Origin of the sequence: Burkholderia catarinensis (genome assembly GCF_001883705.2) — a bacterium.
Taxonomy (GTDB): domain Bacteria; phylum Pseudomonadota; class Gammaproteobacteria; order Burkholderiales; family Burkholderiaceae; genus Burkholderia; species Burkholderia catarinensis.
Genome location: NZ_MDEQ02000004.1, coordinates 38,425 through 59,710, shown reverse-complemented (window position 1 = coordinate 59,710; position 21,286 = coordinate 38,425). Strand labels below are relative to the sequence as shown.

Annotated in this window: 13 protein-coding genes, 1 tRNA gene and 1 pseudogene; 6 read left to right on the top strand and 9 right to left on the bottom strand. The window is 66.6% G+C overall.

Annotated features, from left to right (window positions below; translation table 11 throughout):
- Positions 1 to 133: 133 nt before the first annotated feature.
- The 3 genes and pseudogenes from aceF to BFF94_RS38290 form a co-directional block, all read right to left on the bottom strand.
- On the bottom strand, positions 134 to 1,753 hold the full coding sequence (aceF, locus tag BFF94_RS07455; protein WP_219139174.1) for a dihydrolipoyllysine-residue acetyltransferase: 1,620 nt from the start codon (positions 1,751 to 1,753) through the stop codon (positions 134 to 136).
- Positions 1,754 to 1,823: 70 nt separating this feature from the next.
- The gene (gene aceE / locus BFF94_RS07450; RefSeq protein WP_128844688.1) at positions 1,824 to 4,520 is read right to left on the bottom strand and encodes a pyruvate dehydrogenase (acetyl-transferring), homodimeric type; all 2,697 of its coding nucleotides are present in this window, start codon (positions 4,518 to 4,520) and stop codon (positions 1,824 to 1,826) included.
- 135 nt (positions 4,521 to 4,655) lie between these two features.
- A pseudogene (locus BFF94_RS38290) lies at positions 4,656 to 4,873 on the bottom strand (hypothetical protein); the annotation flags it as partial.
- Here BFF94_RS38290 and fixL point away from each other — a divergent pair.
- The 4 genes from fixL (at position 4,793) to BFF94_RS07430 (ending at position 11,385) form a co-directional block, all read left to right on the top strand.
- A complete protein-coding gene (gene fixL, locus BFF94_RS07445; protein ID WP_219139173.1) occupies positions 4,793 to 7,312 on the top strand; it encodes an oxygen sensor histidine kinase FixL in 2,520 nt (839 codons plus the stop codon). The pseudogene BFF94_RS38290 and the gene fixL sit on opposite strands and share 81 nt — an antisense overlap.
- A complete protein-coding gene (gene fixJ, locus BFF94_RS07440; protein ID WP_085039245.1) occupies positions 7,309 to 7,947 on the top strand; it encodes an oxygen response regulator transcription factor FixJ in 639 nt (212 codons plus the stop codon). Before fixL ends, fixJ begins: the two co-directional genes overlap by 4 nt.
- Positions 7,948 to 8,209: 262 nt before the next feature.
- The gene (gene folD / locus BFF94_RS07435; RefSeq protein WP_128844685.1) at positions 8,210 to 9,070 is read left to right on the top strand and encodes a bifunctional methylenetetrahydrofolate dehydrogenase/methenyltetrahydrofolate cyclohydrolase FolD; all 861 of its coding nucleotides are present in this window, start codon (positions 8,210 to 8,212) and stop codon (positions 9,068 to 9,070) included.
- Between the two features lie 227 nt (positions 9,071 to 9,297).
- Positions 9,298 to 11,385 carry a M3 family metallopeptidase gene (locus BFF94_RS07430; RefSeq protein ID WP_219139172.1) on the top strand — a complete coding sequence of 696 codons (2,088 nt, stop codon included), beginning with the start codon at positions 9,298 to 9,300 and terminating at the stop codon, positions 11,383 to 11,385.
- A 67-nt stretch (positions 11,386 to 11,452) separates the two neighbouring features.
- On the opposite strand, the gene dinB is transcribed toward BFF94_RS07430, so the two are convergent.
- Positions 11,453 to 12,616 (bottom strand): DNA polymerase IV, encoded by a 1,164-nt coding sequence (gene dinB / locus BFF94_RS07425; protein WP_128841695.1) that lies wholly within the window; start codon positions 12,614 to 12,616, stop codon positions 11,453 to 11,455.
- A gap of 136 nt (positions 12,617 to 12,752) precedes the next feature.
- On the opposite strand from dinB, the gene BFF94_RS07420 reads away from it, so the two are divergent.
- Positions 12,753 to 13,445 carry an aspartate/glutamate racemase family protein gene (locus BFF94_RS07420; protein ID WP_128841696.1) on the top strand — a complete coding sequence of 231 codons (693 nt, stop codon included), beginning with the start codon at positions 12,753 to 12,755 and terminating at the stop codon, positions 13,443 to 13,445.
- 95 nt (positions 13,446 to 13,540) lie between these two features.
- Here BFF94_RS07420 and BFF94_RS07415 read toward each other — a convergent pair.
- Positions 13,541 to 13,617 (bottom strand) — tRNA-Met (locus tag BFF94_RS07415).
- Positions 13,618 to 13,798: 181 nt separating this feature from the next.
- Here BFF94_RS07415 and xth point away from each other — a divergent pair.
- The gene (xth, locus tag BFF94_RS07410; RefSeq protein WP_128841697.1) at positions 13,799 to 14,575 is read left to right on the top strand and encodes an exodeoxyribonuclease III; all 777 of its coding nucleotides are present in this window, start codon (positions 13,799 to 13,801) and stop codon (positions 14,573 to 14,575) included.
- 23 nt (positions 14,576 to 14,598) lie between these two features.
- Here the strand turns inward: xth and BFF94_RS07405 are convergent, their stop codons facing one another.
- The 4 genes from BFF94_RS07405 to glnA all read right to left on the bottom strand — a co-directional run bounded on the left by BFF94_RS07405 (position 14,599) and on the right by glnA (position 21,077).
- Positions 14,599 to 16,707: a prolyl oligopeptidase family serine peptidase gene (locus BFF94_RS07405; protein ID WP_219139171.1), complete on the bottom strand. Its 2,109-nt coding sequence runs from the start codon at positions 16,705 to 16,707 to the stop codon at positions 14,599 to 14,601.
- Positions 16,708 to 16,796: 89 nt separating this feature from the next.
- On the bottom strand, positions 16,797 to 18,311 hold the full coding sequence (gene ntrC, locus BFF94_RS07400) for a nitrogen regulation protein NR(I) (RefSeq protein WP_219139170.1): 1,515 nt from the start codon (positions 18,309 to 18,311) through the stop codon (positions 16,797 to 16,799).
- 46 nt (positions 18,312 to 18,357) lie between these two features.
- Entirely contained in the window at positions 18,358 to 19,500 is a 1,143-nt protein-coding gene (glnL, locus tag BFF94_RS07395) for a nitrogen regulation protein NR(II) (RefSeq protein WP_162285527.1), read from the bottom strand.
- Positions 19,501 to 19,661: 161 nt separating this feature from the next.
- Entirely contained in the window at positions 19,662 to 21,077 is a 1,416-nt protein-coding gene (gene glnA / locus BFF94_RS07390) for a type I glutamate--ammonia ligase (RefSeq protein ID WP_128841698.1), read from the bottom strand.
- Between the last annotated feature and the right edge of the window lie 209 nt (positions 21,078 to 21,286).

Below are 21,286 nucleotides of genomic sequence, written 5' to 3'. Positions count from 1 at the left end.
TTGGAAGACAAAGAAAAGTGACCGCCGCCCCGCGCAGGGGCGACGTTAGCAGACCGTTAGCGAAACAGGTTCAACGACAGGGCGCAAATCACAGACATCAACCCCACGCCCCCGCGAGCAATCTCCCCGCTCATCAAAGAATGATGCGACGGAAATCGCCGAGCAACGCGCCGAGATACGCATTGAACCGCGCGGCTTCCGCGCCATCGATCACGCGATGGTCATACGACAGCGACAGCGGCAGCATGAGACGCGGCACGAACTGCTTGCCGTCCCACACCGGCTTCGTCTGGCCGCGCGACAACCCGAGGATCGCCACTTCCGGCGCGTTGATGATCGGCGTGAAGTTCGTCCCGCCGATCCCGCCGAGCGACGAGATCGAGAAGCAGCCGCCCTGCATCTGGTCCGGCTTCAGCTTGCCTTCGCGCGCGGCCTTCGACAGGTCGCTCATTTCCTTCGCGATATCGACGAGGCCCTTCTTGTCCGCATCGCGGATCACCGGCACGACGAGACCGTTCGGCGTATCGGCCGCGAAACCGACGTGGAAGTACTGCTTGAACACGAGGTTGTCGCCGTCGAGGCTCGCGTTGAAGGTCGGGAATTTCTTCAGCGCGGCGACGACCGCCTTGATCACGAACGCGAGCATCGTAAACTTCACGCCCGCCTTCTCGTGTTCCTTGTTCAGCTGCACGCGCAGCGCTTCGAGCTCGGTGATGTCCGCTTCGTCGTTGTTCGTGACGTGCGGGATCATCACCCAGTTGCGATGCAGGTTCGCGCCCGAGATCTTCTTGATGCGCGACAGCGGCTTCGCCTCGAACGGGCCGAACTTCGAGAAGTCGACCTTCGGCCACGGCAGCAGGTTCAGCTCGCCGCCGCCTGCCGGCGCGGCTGCCGCGGCCGGCGCTGCGCGCTGGCCCGTCATCACGCCCTTCACGAAGCCCGTGACGTCTTCTTTCGTAATGCGGCCCTTCGGACCCGAACCCTGCACGCGTGCGACTTCGACGCCGAGTTCGCGCGCGAACTTGCGCACCGACGGCGACGCGTGGCTGGCGCGGTATTCGCCCGACGGCGCCGCGGCCGGCGCGGCGGCAGCCGGTGCCGGTGCGGCCTTCGCGGGTGCGGCGGCAGGTGCCGGAGCCGGCGCGGCAGCGGCCGGAGCCGGTGCGCTTGCCTGCGGTGCGGCAGCCGGTGCGCCTGCGGCTTCGAGCAGCACGATCAGCGTGCCTTCCGACACCGAATCGCCCACCTTCACCTTGATATCCTTCACGACGCCGGCAGCCGGGCTCGGCACGTCCATCGTCGCCTTGTCCGATTCGAGCGTGACGAGCGACTGTTCCTTCTCGACCGTGTCGCCAACCTTCACGCCGATCTCGATCACCGGGACGTCCTTGTAGTCGCCGATGTCGGGCACCTTCACTTCGAGCGTGCCGCCCGACGCAGCCGGTGCGGCTGCCGGTGCCGCAGCGGCCGGCGCTGCTGCCGGCGCAGCCGCGCCGTTCACCTGCGCCGCGGCGCCGCCTTCGAGCAGGATGATCAGCGAGCCTTCCGACACGGAATCGCCCACCTTCACCTTCACTTCCTTGACCGTGCCTGCTGTCGGGCTCGGGACGTCCATCGTCGCCTTGTCCGACTCGAGCGTGACGAGCGACTGCTCGGGCTCGACCGTGTCGCCCGCCTTCACGAGCACTTCAATGACAGGCACGTCCTTGTAATCGCCGATATCCGGCACCTTCACTTCGATCGCTTGACTCATCTTTTTGTGTCTCCATGGCCGCGCGCGCCCCTCCCGGAAGCGGCGCGCGGCATCACACGGCGCGTGTGCGTTAAACGGTCATCGGGTTGGGCTTGGACGGATCGAGGTTGTACTTGGCGATCGCGTCCGCGACCACCTTGCGCTCGATCGTGCCTTCGTCGGCCAGCGCGTTGAGCGCCGCGACGGTGACCCAGTGACGGTCGACCTCGAAGAAGTGACGCAGTTTCTCGCGGGTATCCGAGCGGCCGAAGCCGTCCGTGCCCAGCACGACGAAGCGGCGATCGACCTGACCGCGGATCTGGTCGACCAGCGCGCGAACGTAGTCGGTCGATGCGATGACCGGACCTTGCGTGTCCTTCAGGCACTTCTGCACGTGCGACAGGCGGCGCTCCTCGGTCGGGTGGAGCAGGTTCCAGCGCTCGACCTGGTGGCCTTCGCGCGCGAGTTCGGTGAAGCTCGGCACGCTCCACAGGTCGGCGGCAACGCCCCAGTCGTTCTTCAGCAGGTCGGCGGCAGCGATCACTTCGTTGAAGATCGTGCCCGCGCCGAGCAGCTGGACGCGCGGCGCCTTCTTGTCGGCGTCGGCCTTCCTGAACGCGTACATGCCCTTGATGATGTCGGCCGCCACGTGCTCGCCCTGCGGAATCGCCGGGTGCTCGTAGTTCTCGTTCATCACCGTGACGTAGTAGTACACGTCTTCCTGGTCCTGCACCATGCGACGCAGGCCGTCCTGGATGATCACGGCGAGCTCATAGCCGAAGGTCGGGTCGTAGCTCACGCAGTTCGGCACCGATGCCGCCCACAGGAGCGAGTGACCGTCTTCGTGCTGCAGGCCTTCGCCGTTCAGCGTCGTACGGCCTGCGGTGCCGCCGAGCAGGAAGCCGCGCGAACGCATGTCGCCCGCGGCCCATGCGAGGTCGCCGATCCGCTGGAAGCCGAACATCGAGTAGAAGATGTAGAACGGCACCATGATCTCGCCGTGCGTCGAGTACGACGTCGCCGCTGCGATCCAGTCGCACATGCCGCCCGCTTCGTTGATGCCTTCCTGCAGGATCTGGCCGGTTTCCGATTCCTTGTAGAACATCAGCTGGTCGGAATCTTCCGGCACGTACTTCTGGCCTTCCTGGTTCCAGATGCCGATCTGGCGGAACAGGCCTTCCATGCCGAACGTACGCGATTCGTCCGGGACGATCGGCACGACGCGCTTGCCGAGCGCCTTGTCCTTCAGCAGGATGTTCAGGACCCGCACGAACGCCATCGTCGTCGAGATCTCGCGGCCTTCGCCCGTGCCCTTCAAGAGCGGCTCGAACGCGTCGAGCGCCGGCACCGGCAGCGACGTCGCCTTCTCGCGGCGGTGCGGCAGGTAGCCGCCGAGGTCCATGCGCTTCTGGCGCATGTATTCGAGTTCCTTCGAGCCTTCCTCGAACTTGAGGTACGGCACGTCGGCGATCTGCTCGTCGGTGATCGGCAGGCGGAACTGGTCACGGAACTTCTTCAGTTGCTCGACCGGCAGCTTCTTCTGCTGGTGCGTGATGTTCATCGCCTGGCCCGACTCGCCCATCCCGTAGCCCTTGATGGTCTTCGCGAGGATGACGGTCGGCGCGCCCTTCGTGTTCGTGGCTTCGTGGAAGGCCGCGTAGATCTTGTGCGGATCGTGGCCGCCGCGGTTCAGCGCCCAGATGTCGTCGTCCGACCAGTCGCCAACGAGCGCCTTCAGTTCAGGCGTGTTGAAGAAGTGCTCGCGAACGAACGCGCCCGACTCCGACTTGTACGTCTGGTATTCGCCGTCGACGACTTCCATCATGCGGCGCATCAGCGCGCCCGACTGGTCGCGTGCGAACAGCGCATCCCAGCGGCTGCCCCAGATGACCTTGATCACGTTCCAGCCGGCACCCCGGAATTCCGATTCGAGTTCCTGGATGATCTTGCCGTTGCCGCGCACCGGGCCGTCGAGACGCTGCAGGTTGCAGTTGATCACGAACACGAGGTTGTCGAGCTTCTCGCGGCTCGCCATCCCGATCGCGCCGAGCGATTCCGGTTCGTCCGTCTCGCCGTCGCCGAGGAACGCCCACACCTTGCGGCCGTCCGTCTTCGCGATGCCGCGCGCCTGCAGGTACTTCATGAAGCGCGCCTGGTAGATCGCCATGATCGGGCCGAGACCCATCGACACGGTCGGGAACTGCCAGAAGTCCGGCATCAGCCACGGGTGCGGGTACGACGAAATGCCCTTGCCGTCGACTTCCTGGCGGAAGTTGTCGAGCTGCTCCTCCTTCAGGCGGCCGAGCAGGAACGCACGCGAGTACACGCCCGGCGACGAGTGGCCCTGCACGAACACGAGATCGCCGCCGTGCTGGTCGGACGCTGCGTGCCAGAAGTGGTTGTAGCCGACGTCATAGAGCGTCGCGGCCGATGCGAACGATGCGATGTGGCCGCCGACGTTCGTGTCCTTGCCTGCGCGCAGCACCATCGCCAGCGCGTTCCAGCGCGTGTACGAACGGATGCGGTGCTCGAGGTCCTGGTCGCCCGGAATCTTCGCCTGGGCGGAGACCGGAATCGTGTTGATGTACGGGGTGTTGGCGGAGAACGGCAGGTGTTCGCCATGCATGCGGGCGAACTCGATCTGCTTTTCGATCAGGTAATGCGCACGGCCGGTGCCCACGGAGGAGATCACGCCGTCGAGCGACTCGAGCCATTCAACGGTTTCTTGCGGGTCGTCGTCACGTTCGGCGGCGACATATTTCATCACTTCATTCGGTACAGCGGACATTCTCGTCTCCTGGGTCCTGGAATGTGAGGATCGCTCTCATGCAGACGACGCGACGCGACCGGCTGCGGGCAAGCTCAGCGGATTGTAATGAGCGTGCACGGGCCTGCGCAACAAAATTTTCGAATCGTGAGATCTTTTCTCACTATACGGAATATTGCTGCGCCGCACCCATATTTCAGGGCTCTCGGGCACGTCCCGGCTGAACAAATCCGTTTCCGTTCAACATATCCGGTATAGGTTTTCCATGTATTGCGCTGCGCTACAATCCTGCCATGTTGACCGATCGGCTTTTCGCACGCTCGGCGCGACCGTCGGGCCCGCCGGCGGAGTCGCAGCCGTCCCGTTGGCACCACGGACCGTGGTGGTCCAATTCCTATTTGCTGACGCCGCTGCTGTCGATCCTCGTGTTCCTCGTGGTGATGAGCCTCATTTTGTGGAGCCTCAATCGCCGCGAACAGCAGCAGCAGGAAGACACCCTCTTTCGTAACGTCGCGTGGGCGCAGCAGCAGATCCGCCTGTCGATGACGGGCGCGCAGGAGCAGCTCCAGGCGCTGTCGCGCGATCTGGCGTCCGGCCGCCTCGACCAGAACGCGTTCCAGATGGCCGTCGCGGACGTGATGCAGACGCATCCGGAAATCCTCTACCTGAACTGGTACACGGCGCCCGGCGTGCAGCGCTGGCCGGCCGTGCATCCGCCGCTGCTCGGCCAGCGGCTCGCGAAGCCCGGCGACGCGCAGCTGCAGGACGCCGTGCGCGGCGCCTACGGCGAAGCGCGCGGCACGCGCCGCCAGGCCTATTCGCCGCTGATCTACGACGACTTCGGCAACGGCTTCATCACGCTGCAGACGCCCGTGATGCGCGGCGACCGCGAATATCTCGGCTCGATCGCCGCGGTGTTCTCGGTCGAAGGCATCCTGAAGCACGACATCCCGCAAGAGCTGTCGTCGAAGTACAAGATCTCGATCACCGACGCGAACAACCGCGAGCTGTCGTCCACGTCGACGCGCCCGCGCCTGCCGCGCGACTCGCACTACGACCTGCCGCTCGATCCGCCCGGCCAGGGGCTGACCGTGCGCGTGTACGCGTTCCCGCAGCTCACGAACCTGACCAACAACACGCTCGTGTGGCTCGTGGCAGGCCTGTCGTGCTTCGTGCTGTGGAGCCTCTGGAGTCTGTGGAAGCACACGCGCCAGCGCTTCGAGGCGCAGCAGGCGCTGTACGCGGAAGCGTTCTTCCGCCGCGCGATGGAAAACTCGGTGCTGATCGGCATGCGCGTGCTCGACATGCACGGCCGCATCACGCACGTGAACCCCGCGTTCTGCCGGATGACCGGCTGGGACGAAACCGACCTCGTCGGCAAGGTCGCGCCGTTCCCGTACTGGCCGCGCGACGCTTACCCGGAAATGCAGCGCCAGCTCGACATGACGCTGCGCGGCAAGGCGCCGAGCTCGGGCTTCGAGCTGCGCGTGCGGCGCAAGAACGGCACGCTGTTCCACGCGCGCCTGTACGTGTCGCCGCTGATCGACAGCTCCGGCCGTCAGACCGGCTGGATGTCGTCGATGACCGACATCACCGAGCCGAAGCGCGCGCGCGAGGAGCTCGCGGCCGCCCACGAGCGCTTCACGACCGTGCTCGAAAGCCTCGACGCCGCGGTGTCGGTGCTGGCCGCCGACGAGGCCGAGCTGCTGTTCGCGAACCGCTACTACCGCCACTTGTTCGGCATCCGCCCGGACGGCCATCTCGAGCTGTCGGGCGGCGGCTTCGACCACGCTCAGGCATCGTCCGACTCGATCGACATGGTCGACGCGTTCGCCGGCCTCCCGGCCGCCGCGCTGACGAGCAGCAGCACCGCGGATGCGCAGGAGGTGTACGTCGAGAGCATCCAGAAGTGGTTTGAGGTGCGGCGCCAGTACATCCAGTGGGTGGACGGCCACCTCGCGCAGATGCAGATCGCGACCGACATCACGACCCGCAAGAAGGCGCAGGAACTCGCGCACCAGCAGGAAGAGAAGCTGCAGTTCACGAGCCGATTGATGACGATGGGTGAAATGGCGTCGTCGATTGCTCACGAACTGAATCAGCCGCTCGCCGCGATCAACAACTACTGCTCGGGTACGCTCGCGCTCGTCAAGAGCGGCCGCGGCACGCCCGAGACGCTGCAGCCCGCGCTGGAAAAGACCGCGCAGCAGGCGCTGCGCGCGGGGATGATCGTCAAGCGGATCCGCGAATTCGTGAAACGCAGCGAGCCGAAGCGCCAGCCGGCGCGGGTCGCGGACATCGTCGCCGACGCGGTCGGGCTCGCCGAAATCGAGGCCAGGAAGCGCAGGATCCGGATCGTCACGGAAATCCTCGCAAGAATGCCTATTATTTATGTCGACCCCGTGCTGATCGAGCAGGTGCTGATGAACCTGATGAAAAACGCGGCCGAGGCGATGGCCGACGTGAAGCCGGCGTCGGCGGACGGCGTGATCCGCGTCGTCGCCGACATCGATGCGGGCTTCGTCGACATCCGCGTGATCGACCAGGGCCCGGGCGTCGACGAAGCGACCGCCGAGCGCCTGTTCGAACCGTTTTACAGCACCAAGTCCGATGGTATGGGCATGGGGCTGAACATTTGCCGTTCGATCATCGAATCGCATCGGGGGCGTCTGTGGGTGGTCAACAACGTCGAGCCGGATGGCCGCATTTCCGGCGCGACGTTCCACTGCAGCCTGCCCATTGGGGAACCCGCTGATCTCGGCCAAGGGGGGCGCGAGGCATCGGCATCACATACCGTTACGGGAGAACTATGAATAGCCCTGTCACCACCACTCAGGAAACCGTCTTTGTCGTCGACGACGACGAGGCCGTACGGGACTCGCTGCGCTGGCTGCTGGAGGCGAACGGCTATCGCGTGCAATGCTTCTCGAGCGCCGAGCAATTCCTCGATGCGTACCAGCCTGCCCAGCAGGCCGGTCAGATTGCGTGCCTGATCCTCGACGTGCGGATGTCGGGCATGAGCGGCCTCGAACTGCAGGAACGCCTGATTGCCGACAATGCCGCGCTGCCGATCATCTTCGTCACGGGTCACGGCGACGTGCCGATGGCCGTATCGACGATGAAAAAGGGTGCGATGGACTTTATCGAGAAACCGTTCGACGAAGCCGAGTTGCGCAAGCTCGTCGAGCGGATGCTCGACAAGGCCCGAAGCGAAAGCAAGAGCGTCCAGGAACAGCGTGCGGCGACCGAACGCCTGTCGAAGCTGACCGCGCGCGAGCAGCAGGTGCTCGAACGGATCATCGCGGGCCGCCTGAACAAGCAGATCGCCGACGATCTCGGCATCAGCATCAAGACGGTCGAGGCGCACCGCGCGAACATCATGGAAAAGCTCAACGTCAACACGGTGGCCGACCTGCTGCGCCTCGCGCTGTCCAAGAAGCAGGCCTGAGCGTTCGCCGGCCGCGGCGGCGCTGCCCGCCAGGCCCCCGGGGCCCGTGCATGCTGATAGCGTGCCGGCCCTCGCCGCCCCGCGCGATGCGGCCCACTCGCGCGGCGGCGGCCTTCCTCCCGGCGCGCGAGCGCCGCGGCCATGACGCTTCTCGCTGATTCGCTGTCGGACGGCAGCAGGCGAACGGTATAATTGCGTGCTTTGCTGCGGCGCTTCGCGCGCCGCACGCCCGCATTCCAACTTCCCGGCAGGACCCACCACCATGACAGCCCTCCTCATCGACGGCAACGCCCTTTCGAAGACCCTGCGCGCGCAAGCTGCCGAACGTGCCGCCGCCCTGACCGCTCGCGGCCACCAGCCCGGTCTCGCGGTGATCCTCGTCGGCGAAAACCCGGCGAGCGAAGTCTATGTGCGCAACAAGATCAAGGCTTGCGAGGACAACGGTTTCTTCTCGCTGAAGGATGTGTACCCGGCAACGCTGTCGGAGGCCGACCTGCTCGCGCGCATCGACGAGCTGAACCGCGACCCGAAGATCCACGGCATCCTCGTCCAGCTGCCGCTGCCCGCCCACATCGACAGCCACAAGGTGATCGAGGCGATCGCGCCGGAGAAGGACGTCGACGGTTTTCACGTCGCGAACGCCGGCGCGCTGATGACCGGCAAGCCGCTGTTCCGTCCGTGCACGCCGTACGGCGTGATGAAGATGTTCGAGGCGCACGACATCGCGCTGCAGGGTGCGAACGCAGTCGTGATCGGTCGCTCGAACATCGTCGGCAAGCCGATGGCGATGCTGCTGCTCGAAGCCGGCGCGACCGTGACGATCTGCCACAGCAAGACGCGCGACCTCGCCGCGCACACGCGTGAGGCCGACATCGTGGTCGCCGCGGTCGGCAAGCGCAACATCCTGACCGCCGACATGGTGAAGCCCGGCGCGACGGTGATCGACGTCGGCATGAACCGCGACGACGCGGGCAAGCTGTGCGGCGACGTCGACTTCGCGGGCGTGAAGGAAGTGGCCGGCCACATCACGCCGGTGCCGGGTGGCGTCGGCCCGATGACCATCACGATGCTGCTGATCAACACGATCGAAGCCGCCGAGCGCGCCGCCGCCGCGGCCGCCTGACCGCCTGCCCGTTCAGCCGGCGCGCGGTTCCGTGCGCCGGCGCCTCGCCGGCCTCGCTGCGCCGGCCGCACGTCGCCCCGCATCCGCCCCTGCGTCAATCGCGCCGTTAGAAACTAACGATTGGAAAGCGCACGATGCGCCCCAATAATGTCGGTATCGGGCGCCGTCGCGCCTCGCCGCCGTTACCCTTTTCATCCCGGTTCATCCGGCAACAGACAGGGAGTCTTATGTCCGCCAGCGCCAATACCAATCCGCTCCTCGACTTCTCCGGCCTGCCCCGCTTCGGCGAGATCCGCCCGGAGCACGTCACGCCCGCGCTCGATACGCTGCTCGATGCCGCCGGCCGCGCGGTCGAGGCCGCGAGCGCGCCCGCGACGCCGGCGACCTGGGCCGCCGTCGTCGAGACGGTCGAGTACGCGACGGAGCCGCTCGGCCGCGCGTGGGGCATCGTCGGCCACCTGAATGCGGTCGCCGATACGCCCGAACTGCGGGCCGCATACGGCGAGAACCTGCCGCGCGTGACCGAGTTCTGGTCGAGCGTCGGCCAGAATCTCGCGCTGTACGAGAAATACAAGGCGATCGCCGCCAGCGCCGAATACGCAACGCTGTCCGCCGAGCGCAAGAAGATCCTCGACAACGCGCTGCGCGACTTCCGCCTGTCGGGCGCCGAGCTGCCGGAGGACCGCAAGCCACGCTTCGCGGAACTGCAGGAACAGCAGGCCGCGCTGTCGAAGGCGTTCTCCGACCACGTGCTCGACGCGACCAACGCGTACGCGTACTTCGTGCAGGACGAAGCCGAGCTGGCCGGCCTGCCCGGCGACGCAATCGAGGGCGCCCGCGAAGCCGCGCAGAAGGACGGCAAGGACGGCTGGAAATTCACGCTGCACTTCCCGTCGTACTTCCCGGTGCTGCAGTACGCGGACAACCGCGCGCTGCGCGAGACGCTCTACCGCGCCTATGCAACGCGCGCGTCGGAACTCGGGCCGCAGTACGGCGACGGCAAGGCCGAATGGGACAACACGGCGATCGTCGCCGACGAGCTGAAGCTGCGCCGCGAAGAGGCGCAGATGCTCGGCTACCGCAACTTTGCCGAAGTGTCGCTCGCGCCGAAGATGGCCGAATCGCCGCAGCAGGTGATCGCGTTCCTCGAGGATCTCGCGACGCGCGCGCGCCCGCACGCGGACAAGGACTGGGACGAACTGCGCACGTTCGCCGCGAAGGAACTCGGCCTCGCGGAACTCGCGCCGTGGGACGTCGCGTACGCGGCCGAAAAGCTGCGCCAGCAGCGCTATGCGTTCTCGGAAAACGAGGTCAAGCAGTACTTCCCGGAACCGGCCGCGCTGAAGGGCCTGTTCACCGTCACCGAGACGCTGTTCGGCGTGCGGATCAAGCCGGACGACGCGCCGGTGTGGCACAAGGACGTGCGCTTCTTCCGCGTCGAGAACCGCGACGGCTCGCTCGTCGCGCAGTTCTATCTCGACCTGTACGCACGCGAAGGCAAGCGCGGCGGCGCATGGATGGACGACGCGCGTTCGCGCGCGAAACGCGGCAGCGACGTGCAGACGCCCGTTGCCTATCTCACCTGCAACTTCTCGGCGCCGATCGGTGGCAAGCCCGCATGCTTCACGCACGACGAAGTCATCACGCTGTTCCATGAGTTCGGCCACGGGCTGCACCACATGCTCACGCGCGTCGACGAGCTCGGCGTGTCGGGCATCAACGGCGTCGAATGGGATGCGGTCGAGCTGCCGTCGCAGTTTATGGAAAACTTCTGCTGGGAGTGGGACGTGCTGTCGTCGATGTCGTCGCATATCGATACGGGCGCCACGCTGCCGCGCGCGCTGTTCGACAAGATGATCGCCGCGAAGAATTTCCAGAGCGGCCTCGGCACGCTGCGCCAGATCGTGTTCTCGATGTTCGACATGCTGCTGCACGTCGACTTCGACCCGGCGGGCGCCACCGGCGTGACCGCGTTCGCGCGCGAGATCAACGAGCGCTACCACGTGATCCCGCAGGCGGCGTTCTCGCGCTGGCCGAACACGTTCAGCCACATCTTCGCGGGCGGCTACGCGGCCGGCTACTACAGCTACAAGTGGGCCGAGGTGCTGTCGGCCGACGCGTACGCGGCGTTCGAGGAAGCCGCCGCCGCGAGCGGCAGCGTGCTCGACGCGGCGACCGGCACGCGCTATCGCCGCGAAATCCTCGAGGTCGGCGGCAGCCGCCCGGCGATGGAATCGTTCAAGGCGTTCCGCGGCCGCGAGCCGCAGATCGATGCACTGCTGCGCCACAACGGGATGGCCGCGCCCACGCACTGAGCGCGCCGCCCAGCCCAGCCCGGCCCTTCCGGGCGCATCGAAAGGCACCGCTTCGGCGGTGCTTTTTTCATGGCGCCGACGGTTCGTCGTCGAACAGCGAGAACTGCCCGTGGCGCTCGGCCGTATCCTCGTCGATGCGCACGCCGACGCCGAGCAGCCGCACGGGCTGCGCGCGCCGTTGCAGCCCCTTCGCGAGCAGCGTGACGGCCGTGTCCGCATTCGTCGCGTCGGCCACGCACTCGACCGTCGTGCGCTGGAAATCGGCGAAGCGGATCTTCACGTACAGCTTGCGGACCGACCGCGCGGCGCCCGCGCGCGCGATCCGCGCGTCGAGCTGCACGACGAGGCGGCGGATTTCCTCCGCGCATTGCTCGAGCGTCGTCAGGTCGGTCACATAGGTCGTCTCGACGCTGACCGACTTGCGCTCCTGGTCGGCCTGCACGGGCCGGTCGTCAATTCCGCGCGACAGTTCGTACAGCCGCCGCCCGAACGCGCCGAACTCGCGGTGCAGGTCGATCAGCGGCCAGTCGCGCAATTGCGCGCAGGTCTGGATGCCGAGCCGGTCGAGCCGCGTGGCCGTCACCTTGCCCACGCCATGCAGCTTGCGCACCGGCAGCGCCGCGACGAACGCGTCGATCTCGTGCGGCCGCACGACGAACAGGCCGTCCGGCTTGTTCCAGTCGGACGCGATCTTCGCGATGAACTTGTTCGGCGCGACGCCGGCCGACACGGTCACGCCGACCGTGTCGTGCACGCGCTGGCGGATCTCGCGCGCAATCAGCGTCGCGCTGCCCTGGCACCGCTCCGACCCGCTGACGTCAAGGTACGCCTCGTCGAGCGACAGCGGCTCGACGTCGGGCGTGTAGTCGCGATAGATCGCCATGATCTGCCGCGACGCCGCACGGTACTTGTCCATCGCGGACGGCAGGATCAGCAGGTCCGGGCACTTGCGCATCGCCAGCGCCGACGACATCGCCGAATGCACGCCGTAGCGGCGCGCCTCGTAGTTGCAGGTCGCGATCACGCCGCGCTGGTCGGGCCGGCCGCCGACCGCGAGCGGCCGGTTGCGCAGCGACGGGTCGTCGCGCATCTCGACCGACGCGTAGAAACAGTCGCAGTCGCAGTGAATGATCTTGCGCATGCGCGGCAGCGCGTCGGCCGGCGGCGGCACGTGCGGATCGGCAGGCGGAATGATGGTCGGGTTCACGGTGCCGATACTGTACAAAAACACAGTGCCGGTTTCAACTGTCGCGTGCGACCCCGCCCGGCTGCGCCGTACCGGTCCGCTTCGCGCGGATCGTACCGCCGTGCGCACGCACCGGCCCCTATACTCGACTGTCACGACATACGAAACGCAAAGGTGACGGATGAAGACGATCGGACTGATCGGTGGAATGAGCTGGGAATCGTCGGCCGAGTACTACCGGATGATCAACCGCCACTCGAAAGCGCTGCACGGCGGACACCACAACGCGAAGAGCGTGCTCGTGACGGTCGATTTCGCGGAGATCGAAGCGCTGCAGCGCACGCACGACTGGGCCGCGCTCGGCGAACGGATGGCCGGTGCCGCGCGACAGCTCGAAGCGGCCGGCGCCGATCTCGTCGTGCTGACGACCAACACGATGCACCGCGTGCACGACGCGATCGAAGCCGCGGTGGCGCTGCCGTTCCTGCACATCGCCGATCCGACCGGCGCCGCGCTGCGCGAAGCGGGCGTCGAGCGCGTCGCGCTGCTCGGCACGCGCTACACGATGGAGTTGCCGTTCTATGCGGAGCGGCTGCGCGGGAAATTCGGCATGGAGGTGCTCGTGCCTGACGAACGCGGGCGCGACGACGTGCACCGGATCATCTACGACGAGCTGTGCCACGGCGTCATCTCGCCGGAATCGCGCGCGACGTATGTGACAATCATCGAGGAACTGGCGCAGCGCGGCGCGCAGGCCGTGATCCTCGGCTGCACGGAAATCACGCTGCTGATCGGCGCGGACGACTCGCCTCTGCCGGTGTTCGACACGACCGCGTTGCATGCGAAGGCGGCAGTCGAATGGGCGGCGCGCTGATTGCGCACGCAGAAAACAAAAAACCCGGCACGGGGCCGGGTTCTTGTCGACGAAGCGCGCATCGGTCAACTGCGCTGCACATCGTCAGGTGTGCTTGGTTGCGGGGGTAGGATTTGAACCTACGACCTTCGGGTTATGAGCCCGACGAGCTGCCAGACTGCTCCACCCCGCGTCAGAGAAATAAATTATAGGGTGAGGGAGTACTCACGTCAATACCTTTGTCACAATTTCTTCGCGGGTCGTCGATATCGCGATGCGCGGCGCGTGCTTCGCATCGCGTATCGCGCGCGTTCGCGCCCCGTGCTCGCGGTAAGATGGCGGCCTTCGCATTCACCCCGCACGCACTCCCGTTCATGAAAATCGCCACCTGGAACGTCAACTCGCTCAACGTCCGCAAGCAGCACGTGCTCGACTGGATCGCGCAAAGCGGAACCGACGTGCTGTGCCTGCAGGAACTGAAGCTGCCGGACGAGAAGTATCCGCGCGCCGATCTCGAGGCCATCGGCTACCGCAGCTGGTTCACGGGCCAGAAGACCTACAACGGCGTCGCGATCCTCGTGCGCGACACGCTCGCCGTCGACGAATCGGACATCGTGCGCAACATCCCCGGCTTCGACGATCCGCAGCAGCGCGTGGTCGCCGTGACGGTCGAAGGCGTGCGCATCGTATCCGCGTATTTCCCGAACGGCCAGGCGCCCGACTCCGACAAGTTCGTCTACAAGATGCAATGGCTCGACGCACTGCATGCGTGGCTGAGCGCCGAGATGCAGCGCTATCCGAAGCTCGCGCTGCTCGGCGACTACAACATCGCGCCGGAAGACCGCGACGTGCACGACCCCGCGAAATGGGAAGGCCAGAACCTCGTGTCGCCGCAGGAGCGCGCGCACTTCGCGAAGCTGATCGAGCTCGGCTTCGTCGATGCGTTCCGCCGCTTCGAGCAGCCCGAGAAGACCTTCACGTGGTGGGACTACCGGATGATGGCGTTCCGCCGCAACGCGGGGCTGCGCATCGACCACATCCTGCTGTCGCCGGCGCTCGCGCAAACCTGCACGTCGTGCGAGGTCGACCGTACGCCGCGCACGTGGGAACAGCCGTCCGACCACACGCCCGTCATCGCGGTCGTCGGCTGATCGTTCGATCGGCCCGCGCGCGATCAGCGCCGCGCGGGCGCCGGCCCGAGATGGGCCCACAGGAACCCGAATTCGGCCGCGTCGGCTTCCGCACGCTCCAGATCGTCGGCACTGCCGTGGCCGCCGTCGGTGTTCTCCCAGTACCACACCCGTTCGTGACCGAGCGCATGCATGCGCGCGGCCATCTTGCGCGCATGCGCGGGATGCACGCGGTCGTCGCGCGTCGACGTCGTCAGCAGTAAAGGCGGATACGCGACGCCTTCGCGCACGCGGTGATACGGCGAATACGCGGCCAGCGCCGCGCCTTCGCGCGGATCGTCCGGGTCGCCGTATTCGTCGAGCCACGCGGCGCCCGCATGCAGCTTCGGATAGCGCCGCATGTCGAGCAGCGGCACGCGGCAGAGCACCGCGCCGAACAGCTCCGGCCGTTGCGCCATGCACGCGGCGACCAGCAGCCCGCCGTTGCTGCCGCCCTCGATCCCGAGCTGCGCGGCCGTGGTCACGCCGGTCGCGGCCAGATCCTCGGCCACCGCGATGAAATCGTCGAACGAACGCTGCCGGTGTTCGCGCTGTGCGTCGACGTGCCAGCGCGGCCCGAACTCGCCGCCGCCGCGGATATGCGCGAACGCCATGACGCCGCCGCGCTCGAGCCACGCGATGCCGAACGCGTCGCTGTAGCCCGGCAGGTTCGGGATCGCAAAGCCGCCATAGCCCGACAGCAGGCACGGCCGAGCGACGCGTGCGGCGCCTTCCGGTGCATCGAGCGCATCGCGCGGCCCGATCAGCGTGTACGGCACCGCCGTGCCGTCTTGCGAGCGCGCGCTCGCGCGCCGCACGACGAGCCCCGCCGCATCGAACTGCACCGGCGGCCGGTCGAGCAACACGCGGCGCGACGGCGCATCGTCCGCGCGATCGGCAAGATCGGCCAGCCAGCATTCGGGCGGATCGAGATAGGTATCGACGTCCACGTAAATCTCGTCGTTCAGCGTCGCTTCGACGGGCTCGACGTCGATCTGCGCGTCGCCCGGCCAGTCGAACGGCCGCGCGTCCCACGTCCAGGTGCCGTCGTCGGCCTGCCGCGGCTGCCATAGCATCGTGCGGTTGTGCACGTCGTCGAGCCAGCTCGCGATCAGCGTCGTGCGCGTGTGCGTCCACGTGCACGCGGACGTCGACGGCTGCGGCGCGAACAGCGTCGTGAATTCGCGCGCCCCGGCCAGGAATGCCTGTTCGCGGATCGCGAGCAGCGAGCCGCCCGCGTGGTGCACGCCATCGCAATCCCAGTCGAGGCGCGGCTCCAGCACGAGCCAGCCTTCCCAGAACCCGACCTCGACATGCGTCGGCACGTCGTAGCGCGCCCACTCGCCCGTGTCGGTCAGCCGGTACGCATGCGCGTCGAAGAAGTCGACGCTGCGCCACGCGACGTGGCGGTTGTCGATCGGATCGAACCCTGCGCCCGCGCTGATGTCGTCGGGTTCGCCGCGAAATACGACGGGTGCATCGGCGAGCGGCGTGCCGCGCACCCAGCGCCGCGCTTCATACGGATACCCGGCGGCGGTCGCATGCGCTTCGCCGCGATCCCAGCTCACGTAGACGGTGTCGCGGTCGATCCAGCCGACCGTGTGATGCCCCGGCTCGTCGATCGTGAAACCGCCGTCGACGAAACGGCGCTCGACAAGATCGAATTCGCGCACGACGACCGCATCGGCGCCGCCCGGCGACAGCGACAGCAGCGCGCGATCGCCGTCCGGATACAGGATCGCATCCTGCTCGAACACCCACGACTCGCCCTCTTCGGCACCGAGCGCGTCGACGTCGAGCAGCGTTTCCCACGCCGGCCGGCCGGCGCGCCAGTCATCCCAGCGCGTGCGGCGCCACAGCCCCTTCGGATGGAGATCGTCCTGCCACAGGTCGTAGGCCCAGTCGCGCCAGCGGGTCGGGATCACCGGGCGTTCGCGCGGCAGATACGCTTTCGCGAGACGCGCCGTGAGCGCGCGATACGCGTCGTCGTCACGCAGCGCGGCGCGCGTGCGCGCATTCTGCTCGTCGACCCACGTGCGGGCGCGCTTGCTGTCGAGCGCTTCGAGAAAACGGAACGGGTCGGCCCCGGCGGGCCAGCGGAAGGAATCGGACATTGCGGATCGGCGGAATGGAAAACTACGGGCAAACCGCGATTATGTCCGATCGCGGCATGTGCGATGTCCGCGCATGCCGCGAATCGTGCTCAGGGCTCCAGATGGAGTTCCTGGATCTTGCGCGTGATCGTGTTGCGGCCGATGCCGAGCCGCTCCGCGGCCTCGACCTTGCGGCCCCGCGTGAAGTCGAGCGCCTCGCGGATCACGGCCGCCTCGAAGCGGCGCGCGAGCTCGTCCATCACGTCGGCCGAGTTCTCGCGCAACAGCCGCGCGACTTCGGTACGCAGGCCATGCTCCCACAGCGGATAGCCGGCCGGCGCGCCGTTCGGTGCGGCTGCGGCAGGCGCGGACACCGCCGACGTCACACCGATCGACGGCTGTGCGGTTGCCGCACCGCCGCCGCTGCCATGCGCGTCCGCGCCGTCGCCCGTCGCGACGATCGGCGCACCGGCCGGCACGAGGTCGGGCGGCAGGTCCTTGATCTCGACCGTCTGCGCGGGCGCCATCACGGTCAGCCAGTTCGCGAGGTTCTCGAGCTGCCGCACGTTGCCGGGAAACGCCAGCGACGTCAGGTACGCCAGCGCGTCGTCGGACACGCGCTTCGGCTCGACGCCGAGATCGCGCGCGCTCTTCTGCAGGAAGTGGCGCGTGAGCAGCGCGATGTCCTCGCTGCGTTCGCGCAATGCCGGCAGGCGCAGCCGGATCACGTTGAGCCGGTGGTAAAGGTCCTCGCGGAACAATCCCTGCCGCACGCGCGATTCGAGATTCTGGTGCGTCGCGGCGATCACGCGCACGTTCGCGCGCAGCGGGTTGTGGCCGCCGACACGATAGAACTGCCCGTCCGACAGCACGCGCAACAGGCGCGTCTGCAGGTCGAACGGCATGTCGCCGATTTCGTCGAGGAACAGCGTGCCGTTCTCGGCCTGCTCGAAGCGGCCCTGCCGCGTCGTCTGCGCGCCGGTGAACGCGCCGCGCTCGTGGCCGAACAGCTCGGATTCGAGCAGGTCTTTCGGAATCGCCGCGGTGTTCAGCGCGATGAACGGCCCGTTCGCGCGCGGGCTGTGACGATGCAGCGCACGCGCGACGAGCTCCTTGCCGGTGCCCGACTCGCCCGTGATCAGCACGGTCGCGGCCGAGTGCGACAGGCGGCCGATCGCGCGGAACATGTCCTGCATCGCGGGCGCCTGGCCGAGCATCTCGGGCGCCTCGGCGACGCGTTCGTCCTGAGGCGCGCCGCCGCGCAGGCTTTCCTCGACCGCGCGACGGATCAGCTCGACCGCCTTGTCGACGTCGAACGGCTTCGCGAGATATTCGAACGCGCCGCCCTGGAACGCCGCGACGGCGCTGTCGAGATCGGAGAACGCCGTCATGATGATGACGGGCAGGCCCGGCAGGCGCTCGTGCATCGCCTGCAGCAACTCGAGGCCCGAGCCGCCCGGCATCCGGATGTCGGACACGAGCACCTGCGGCGTCTCGTGGTCGAGCGCGGCCAGCGCGTCGCGCACGTTCGCGAAGCTCTTCGTCGCGAAGCTGTCCCGGGCAAGCGCCTTTTCGAGCACCCAGCGGATCGATTGGTCGTCGTCTACTATCCAGATCGGCTTCATAGGTCGGTCAGATATTGGTGAATCTGGTGAATTGCAATGCCGCCGCTCAATGGTCGAGCGGCAGCAGGATCTGGAATTCGGTACGTCCGGGCCGGCTTTCGACCTCGATCATCCCGTCATGCTGCTGCACGAACGTCTGCGCGAGCGTGAGGCCGAGACCGCTGCCGTCGTCGCGCCCGGATACGAGCGGGTAGAAGATCCGGTCGCGGATTTCTTCCGGAATGCCGGGCCCGTTGTCGATCACGTGCAAGTCCAGTGCCAGCCGGTACAGGCGCTTCCCGATCGTCACCTTGCGCGCGATGCGCGTGCGCAGTTCGATCTTCGCGTCGCCCTGCGCGATCCGTTCGCGCAGTGCCTGCGCGGCGTTGCGCACGATGTTGAGCAGCGCCTGGATCAGTTGCTCCTTGTCGCCGCGCAGATCCGGCACGCTCACGTCGTAGTCGCGCTCGATCGTGAGCCCGCGCGGAAATTCCGCGAGCATCACCGCGCGCACGCGTTCGCATACTTCATGAATGTTCACGTCGCCGACGATATGCGGATGCCGGTGCGGCTCCAGCAATCGATCGACGAGCGTCTGCAGGCGGTCGGACTCCTTGATGATCACCTGCGTGTATTCGCGCAACTCGCCGCGCTCGCGCTCGCCGAGCTCGAATTCGAGCAACTGGGCTGCGCCGCGAATGCCGCCGAGCGGGTTCTTGATCTCGTGCGCGAGGTTGCGGATCAGCTGCTTGTTGACCGCGGTCAGATCGTGAATGCGCTCCTCGCGATCGGTGCGCGACTGCCGTTCGTTCTCGAACAGCTCGACGAGCACGAAATCGGGCGACGTCTCGATAAAGCCGACGATCGCATGCACATGCAGCGGTTCGCGGCCGGGCCGGTCGAGCACGGTATCGAGGTGCGTCGCGTGAAAGCGCTCCTCGCCGATCGCGGTGATCGTCGACGCGAGCTCGTTCGCGTTCGGAAAAATCTCGCCCCACGGCCGCTGCGCGAGCTGCCGGCGCGAGATGTCGAGCATCGCCTCCGCGGACGGGTTCGCGAACGCGATCCGCAGCGTCTTGCGGTCGAGCACGATCACGACCGTCGGCAGCGCCTCCAGACCCGCAAGCAGGCCCGAGCGCGCGAGCCGCTCGTCGTCCGTCAGTCGCTCGGGCTGCCCCGTTTTCGCCTTGATCAGATTCTTCAGAACCATCTGCGTGCTTGTCGCGCCTCACCGGGCCAGAAAATGAAAATCGTCGGAACAAAAAAGGGACGGCTGGACGCCGTCCCCTTTCAGACTCCGCCGCTCCCGCCGCAGGCCGCGCGACAGGAACGAACCGGCATGACGGCGCTGAATCGAAGCGCCATCGCCGATTACAGCGAGTAGTACATCTCGAACTCGATCGGGTGCGTCGTCATGCGGAACTTCGCCAGCTCCTGCTCCTTCAGCGCAAGGTACGCGTCCAGCATGCCGTCCGTGAACACGCCGCCGCGCGTCAGGAACTCGCGATCCTTGTCGAGCGCTTCGAGTGCCTGGTCGAGGCCCGCGCAAACGGTCGGGATCTTTGCATCCTCTTCCGGCGGCAGGTCGTACAGGTTCTTGTCCGCAGCTTCGCCCGGGTGGATCTTGTTCTGGATCCCGTCGAGGCCGGCCATCATCAGCGCCGTGAAGCACAAGTACGGGTTCGCCATCGGATCCGGGAAGCGCGTTTCGATACGGCGGCCCTTCGGGCTCGACACGTGCGGAATGCGGATCGATGCCGAACGGTTGCGCGCCGAGTAAGCGAGCTTGACCGGTGCTTCGAAGTGCGGGACCAGACGCTTGTACGAGTTCGTCGTCGGGTTCGTGATCGCGTTCAGGGCACGGGCGTGCTTGATGATGCCGCCGATGTAGAACAGCGCCAGTTCCGACAGGCCGGCGTAGCCGTTGCCCGCGAACAGGTTCTGGCCGTCCTTCCAGATCGACTGGTGAACGTGCATGCCCGAACCGTTGTCGCCGACGACCGGCTTCGGCATGAACGTCGCCGTCTTGCCGTACGAGTGCGCGACGTTATGGATGATGTACTTCGACCATTGCGTCCAGTCCGCACGCTGTACGAGCGTCGAGAACTTCGTGCCGATTTCGTTCTGGCCCTGGCCCGCCACTTCGTGGTGGTGCACTTCGACCGGGATGCCGAGTTGTTCGAGCAGCAGGCACATTTCCGAACGCATGTCCTGGAACGTGTCGACCGGCGCGACCGGGAAGTAGCCGCCCTTCGTGCCCGGACGGTGGCCCGTGTTGCCGCCTTCGAATTCCTTGGCCGACGACCACGGTGCTTCTTCCGAGTTGATCTTCACGAAGCAGCCCGACATGTCCGTGTTCCACTGGACCGAGTCGAAAATGAAGAATTCCGGCTCCGGACCGAAGAAGGCCGTGTCGCCGATGCCCGTGCTCTTCAGGTACGCTTCGCCGCGCTTCGCGAGCGAACGCGGATCGCGCTCGTAGCCCTTGCCGTCGGCCGGCTCGACCACGTCGCAGGTCAGCACGAGGGTCGACTCTTCATAGAACGGGTCGACGAAGGCAGCGTTCGGGTCCGGCATGAGCAGCATGTCCGACGCCTCGATGCCCTTCCAGCCCGCGATCGACGAACCGTCGAATGCATGGCCGCTTTCGAACTTGTCTTCGTCAAACGCCGAAACCGGCACCGACACGTGCTGTTCCTTGCCGCGCGTATCCGTGAAGCGGAAATCGACAAACTTGCAGTCCTCGTCCTTCACAAGTTGCATGACGTCGGCGACGGTTTTACTCATAACCTCTTCTCCTGATTGAACAATTCCGGCGGACTGGGAACCGCCTCGTTTATCGAGCTGATCGGGGTCTTGCTTTGGCGCAGCGCGCCCCGATTCGACCGAATCCTATAAAGCAGCTTCCGTGCCACCCATGCGCAAGATTGGCGCGAATCGCGCCGGTGCTCGCCGCGACGGGGCTGTGCCGCGCGATTCCGGGGCCCGGCGTCGCA

Bases quoted from the DNA above. Each gene is read 5' to 3' on its own strand.
- aceF (WP_219139174.1), bottom strand. From the start codon at position 1,753: ATGAGTCAAGCGATCGAAGTGAAGGTGCCGGATATCGGCGATTACAAG.
- xth (WP_128841697.1), top strand. From the start codon at position 13,799: ATGAAAATCGCCACCTGGAACGTCAACTCGCTCAACGTCCGCAAGCAG.
- BFF94_RS07405 (WP_219139171.1), bottom strand. From the start codon at position 16,707: ATGTCCGATTCCTTCCGCTGGCCCGCCGGGGCCGACCCGTTCCGTTTT.
- aceE (WP_128844688.1), bottom strand. From the start codon at position 4,520: ATGTCCGCTGTACCGAATGAAGTGATGAAATATGTCGCCGCCGAACGT.
- fixJ (WP_085039245.1), top strand. From the start codon at position 7,309: ATGAATAGCCCTGTCACCACCACTCAGGAAACCGTCTTTGTCGTCGAC.
- ntrC (WP_219139170.1), bottom strand. From the start codon at position 18,311: ATGAAGCCGATCTGGATAGTAGACGACGACCAATCGATCCGCTGGGTG.
- BFF94_RS07420 (WP_128841696.1), top strand. From the start codon at position 12,753: ATGAAGACGATCGGACTGATCGGTGGAATGAGCTGGGAATCGTCGGCC.
- BFF94_RS07430 (WP_219139172.1), top strand. From the start codon at position 9,298: ATGTCCGCCAGCGCCAATACCAATCCGCTCCTCGACTTCTCCGGCCTG.
- glnL (WP_162285527.1), bottom strand. From the start codon at position 19,500: ATGGTTCTGAAGAATCTGATCAAGGCGAAAACGGGGCAGCCCGAGCGA.
- fixL (WP_219139173.1), top strand. From the start codon at position 4,793: ATGTTGACCGATCGGCTTTTCGCACGCTCGGCGCGACCGTCGGGCCCG.
- glnA (WP_128841698.1), bottom strand. From the start codon at position 21,077: ATGAGTAAAACCGTCGCCGACGTCATGCAACTTGTGAAGGACGAGGAC.
- folD (WP_128844685.1), top strand. From the start codon at position 8,210: ATGACAGCCCTCCTCATCGACGGCAACGCCCTTTCGAAGACCCTGCGC.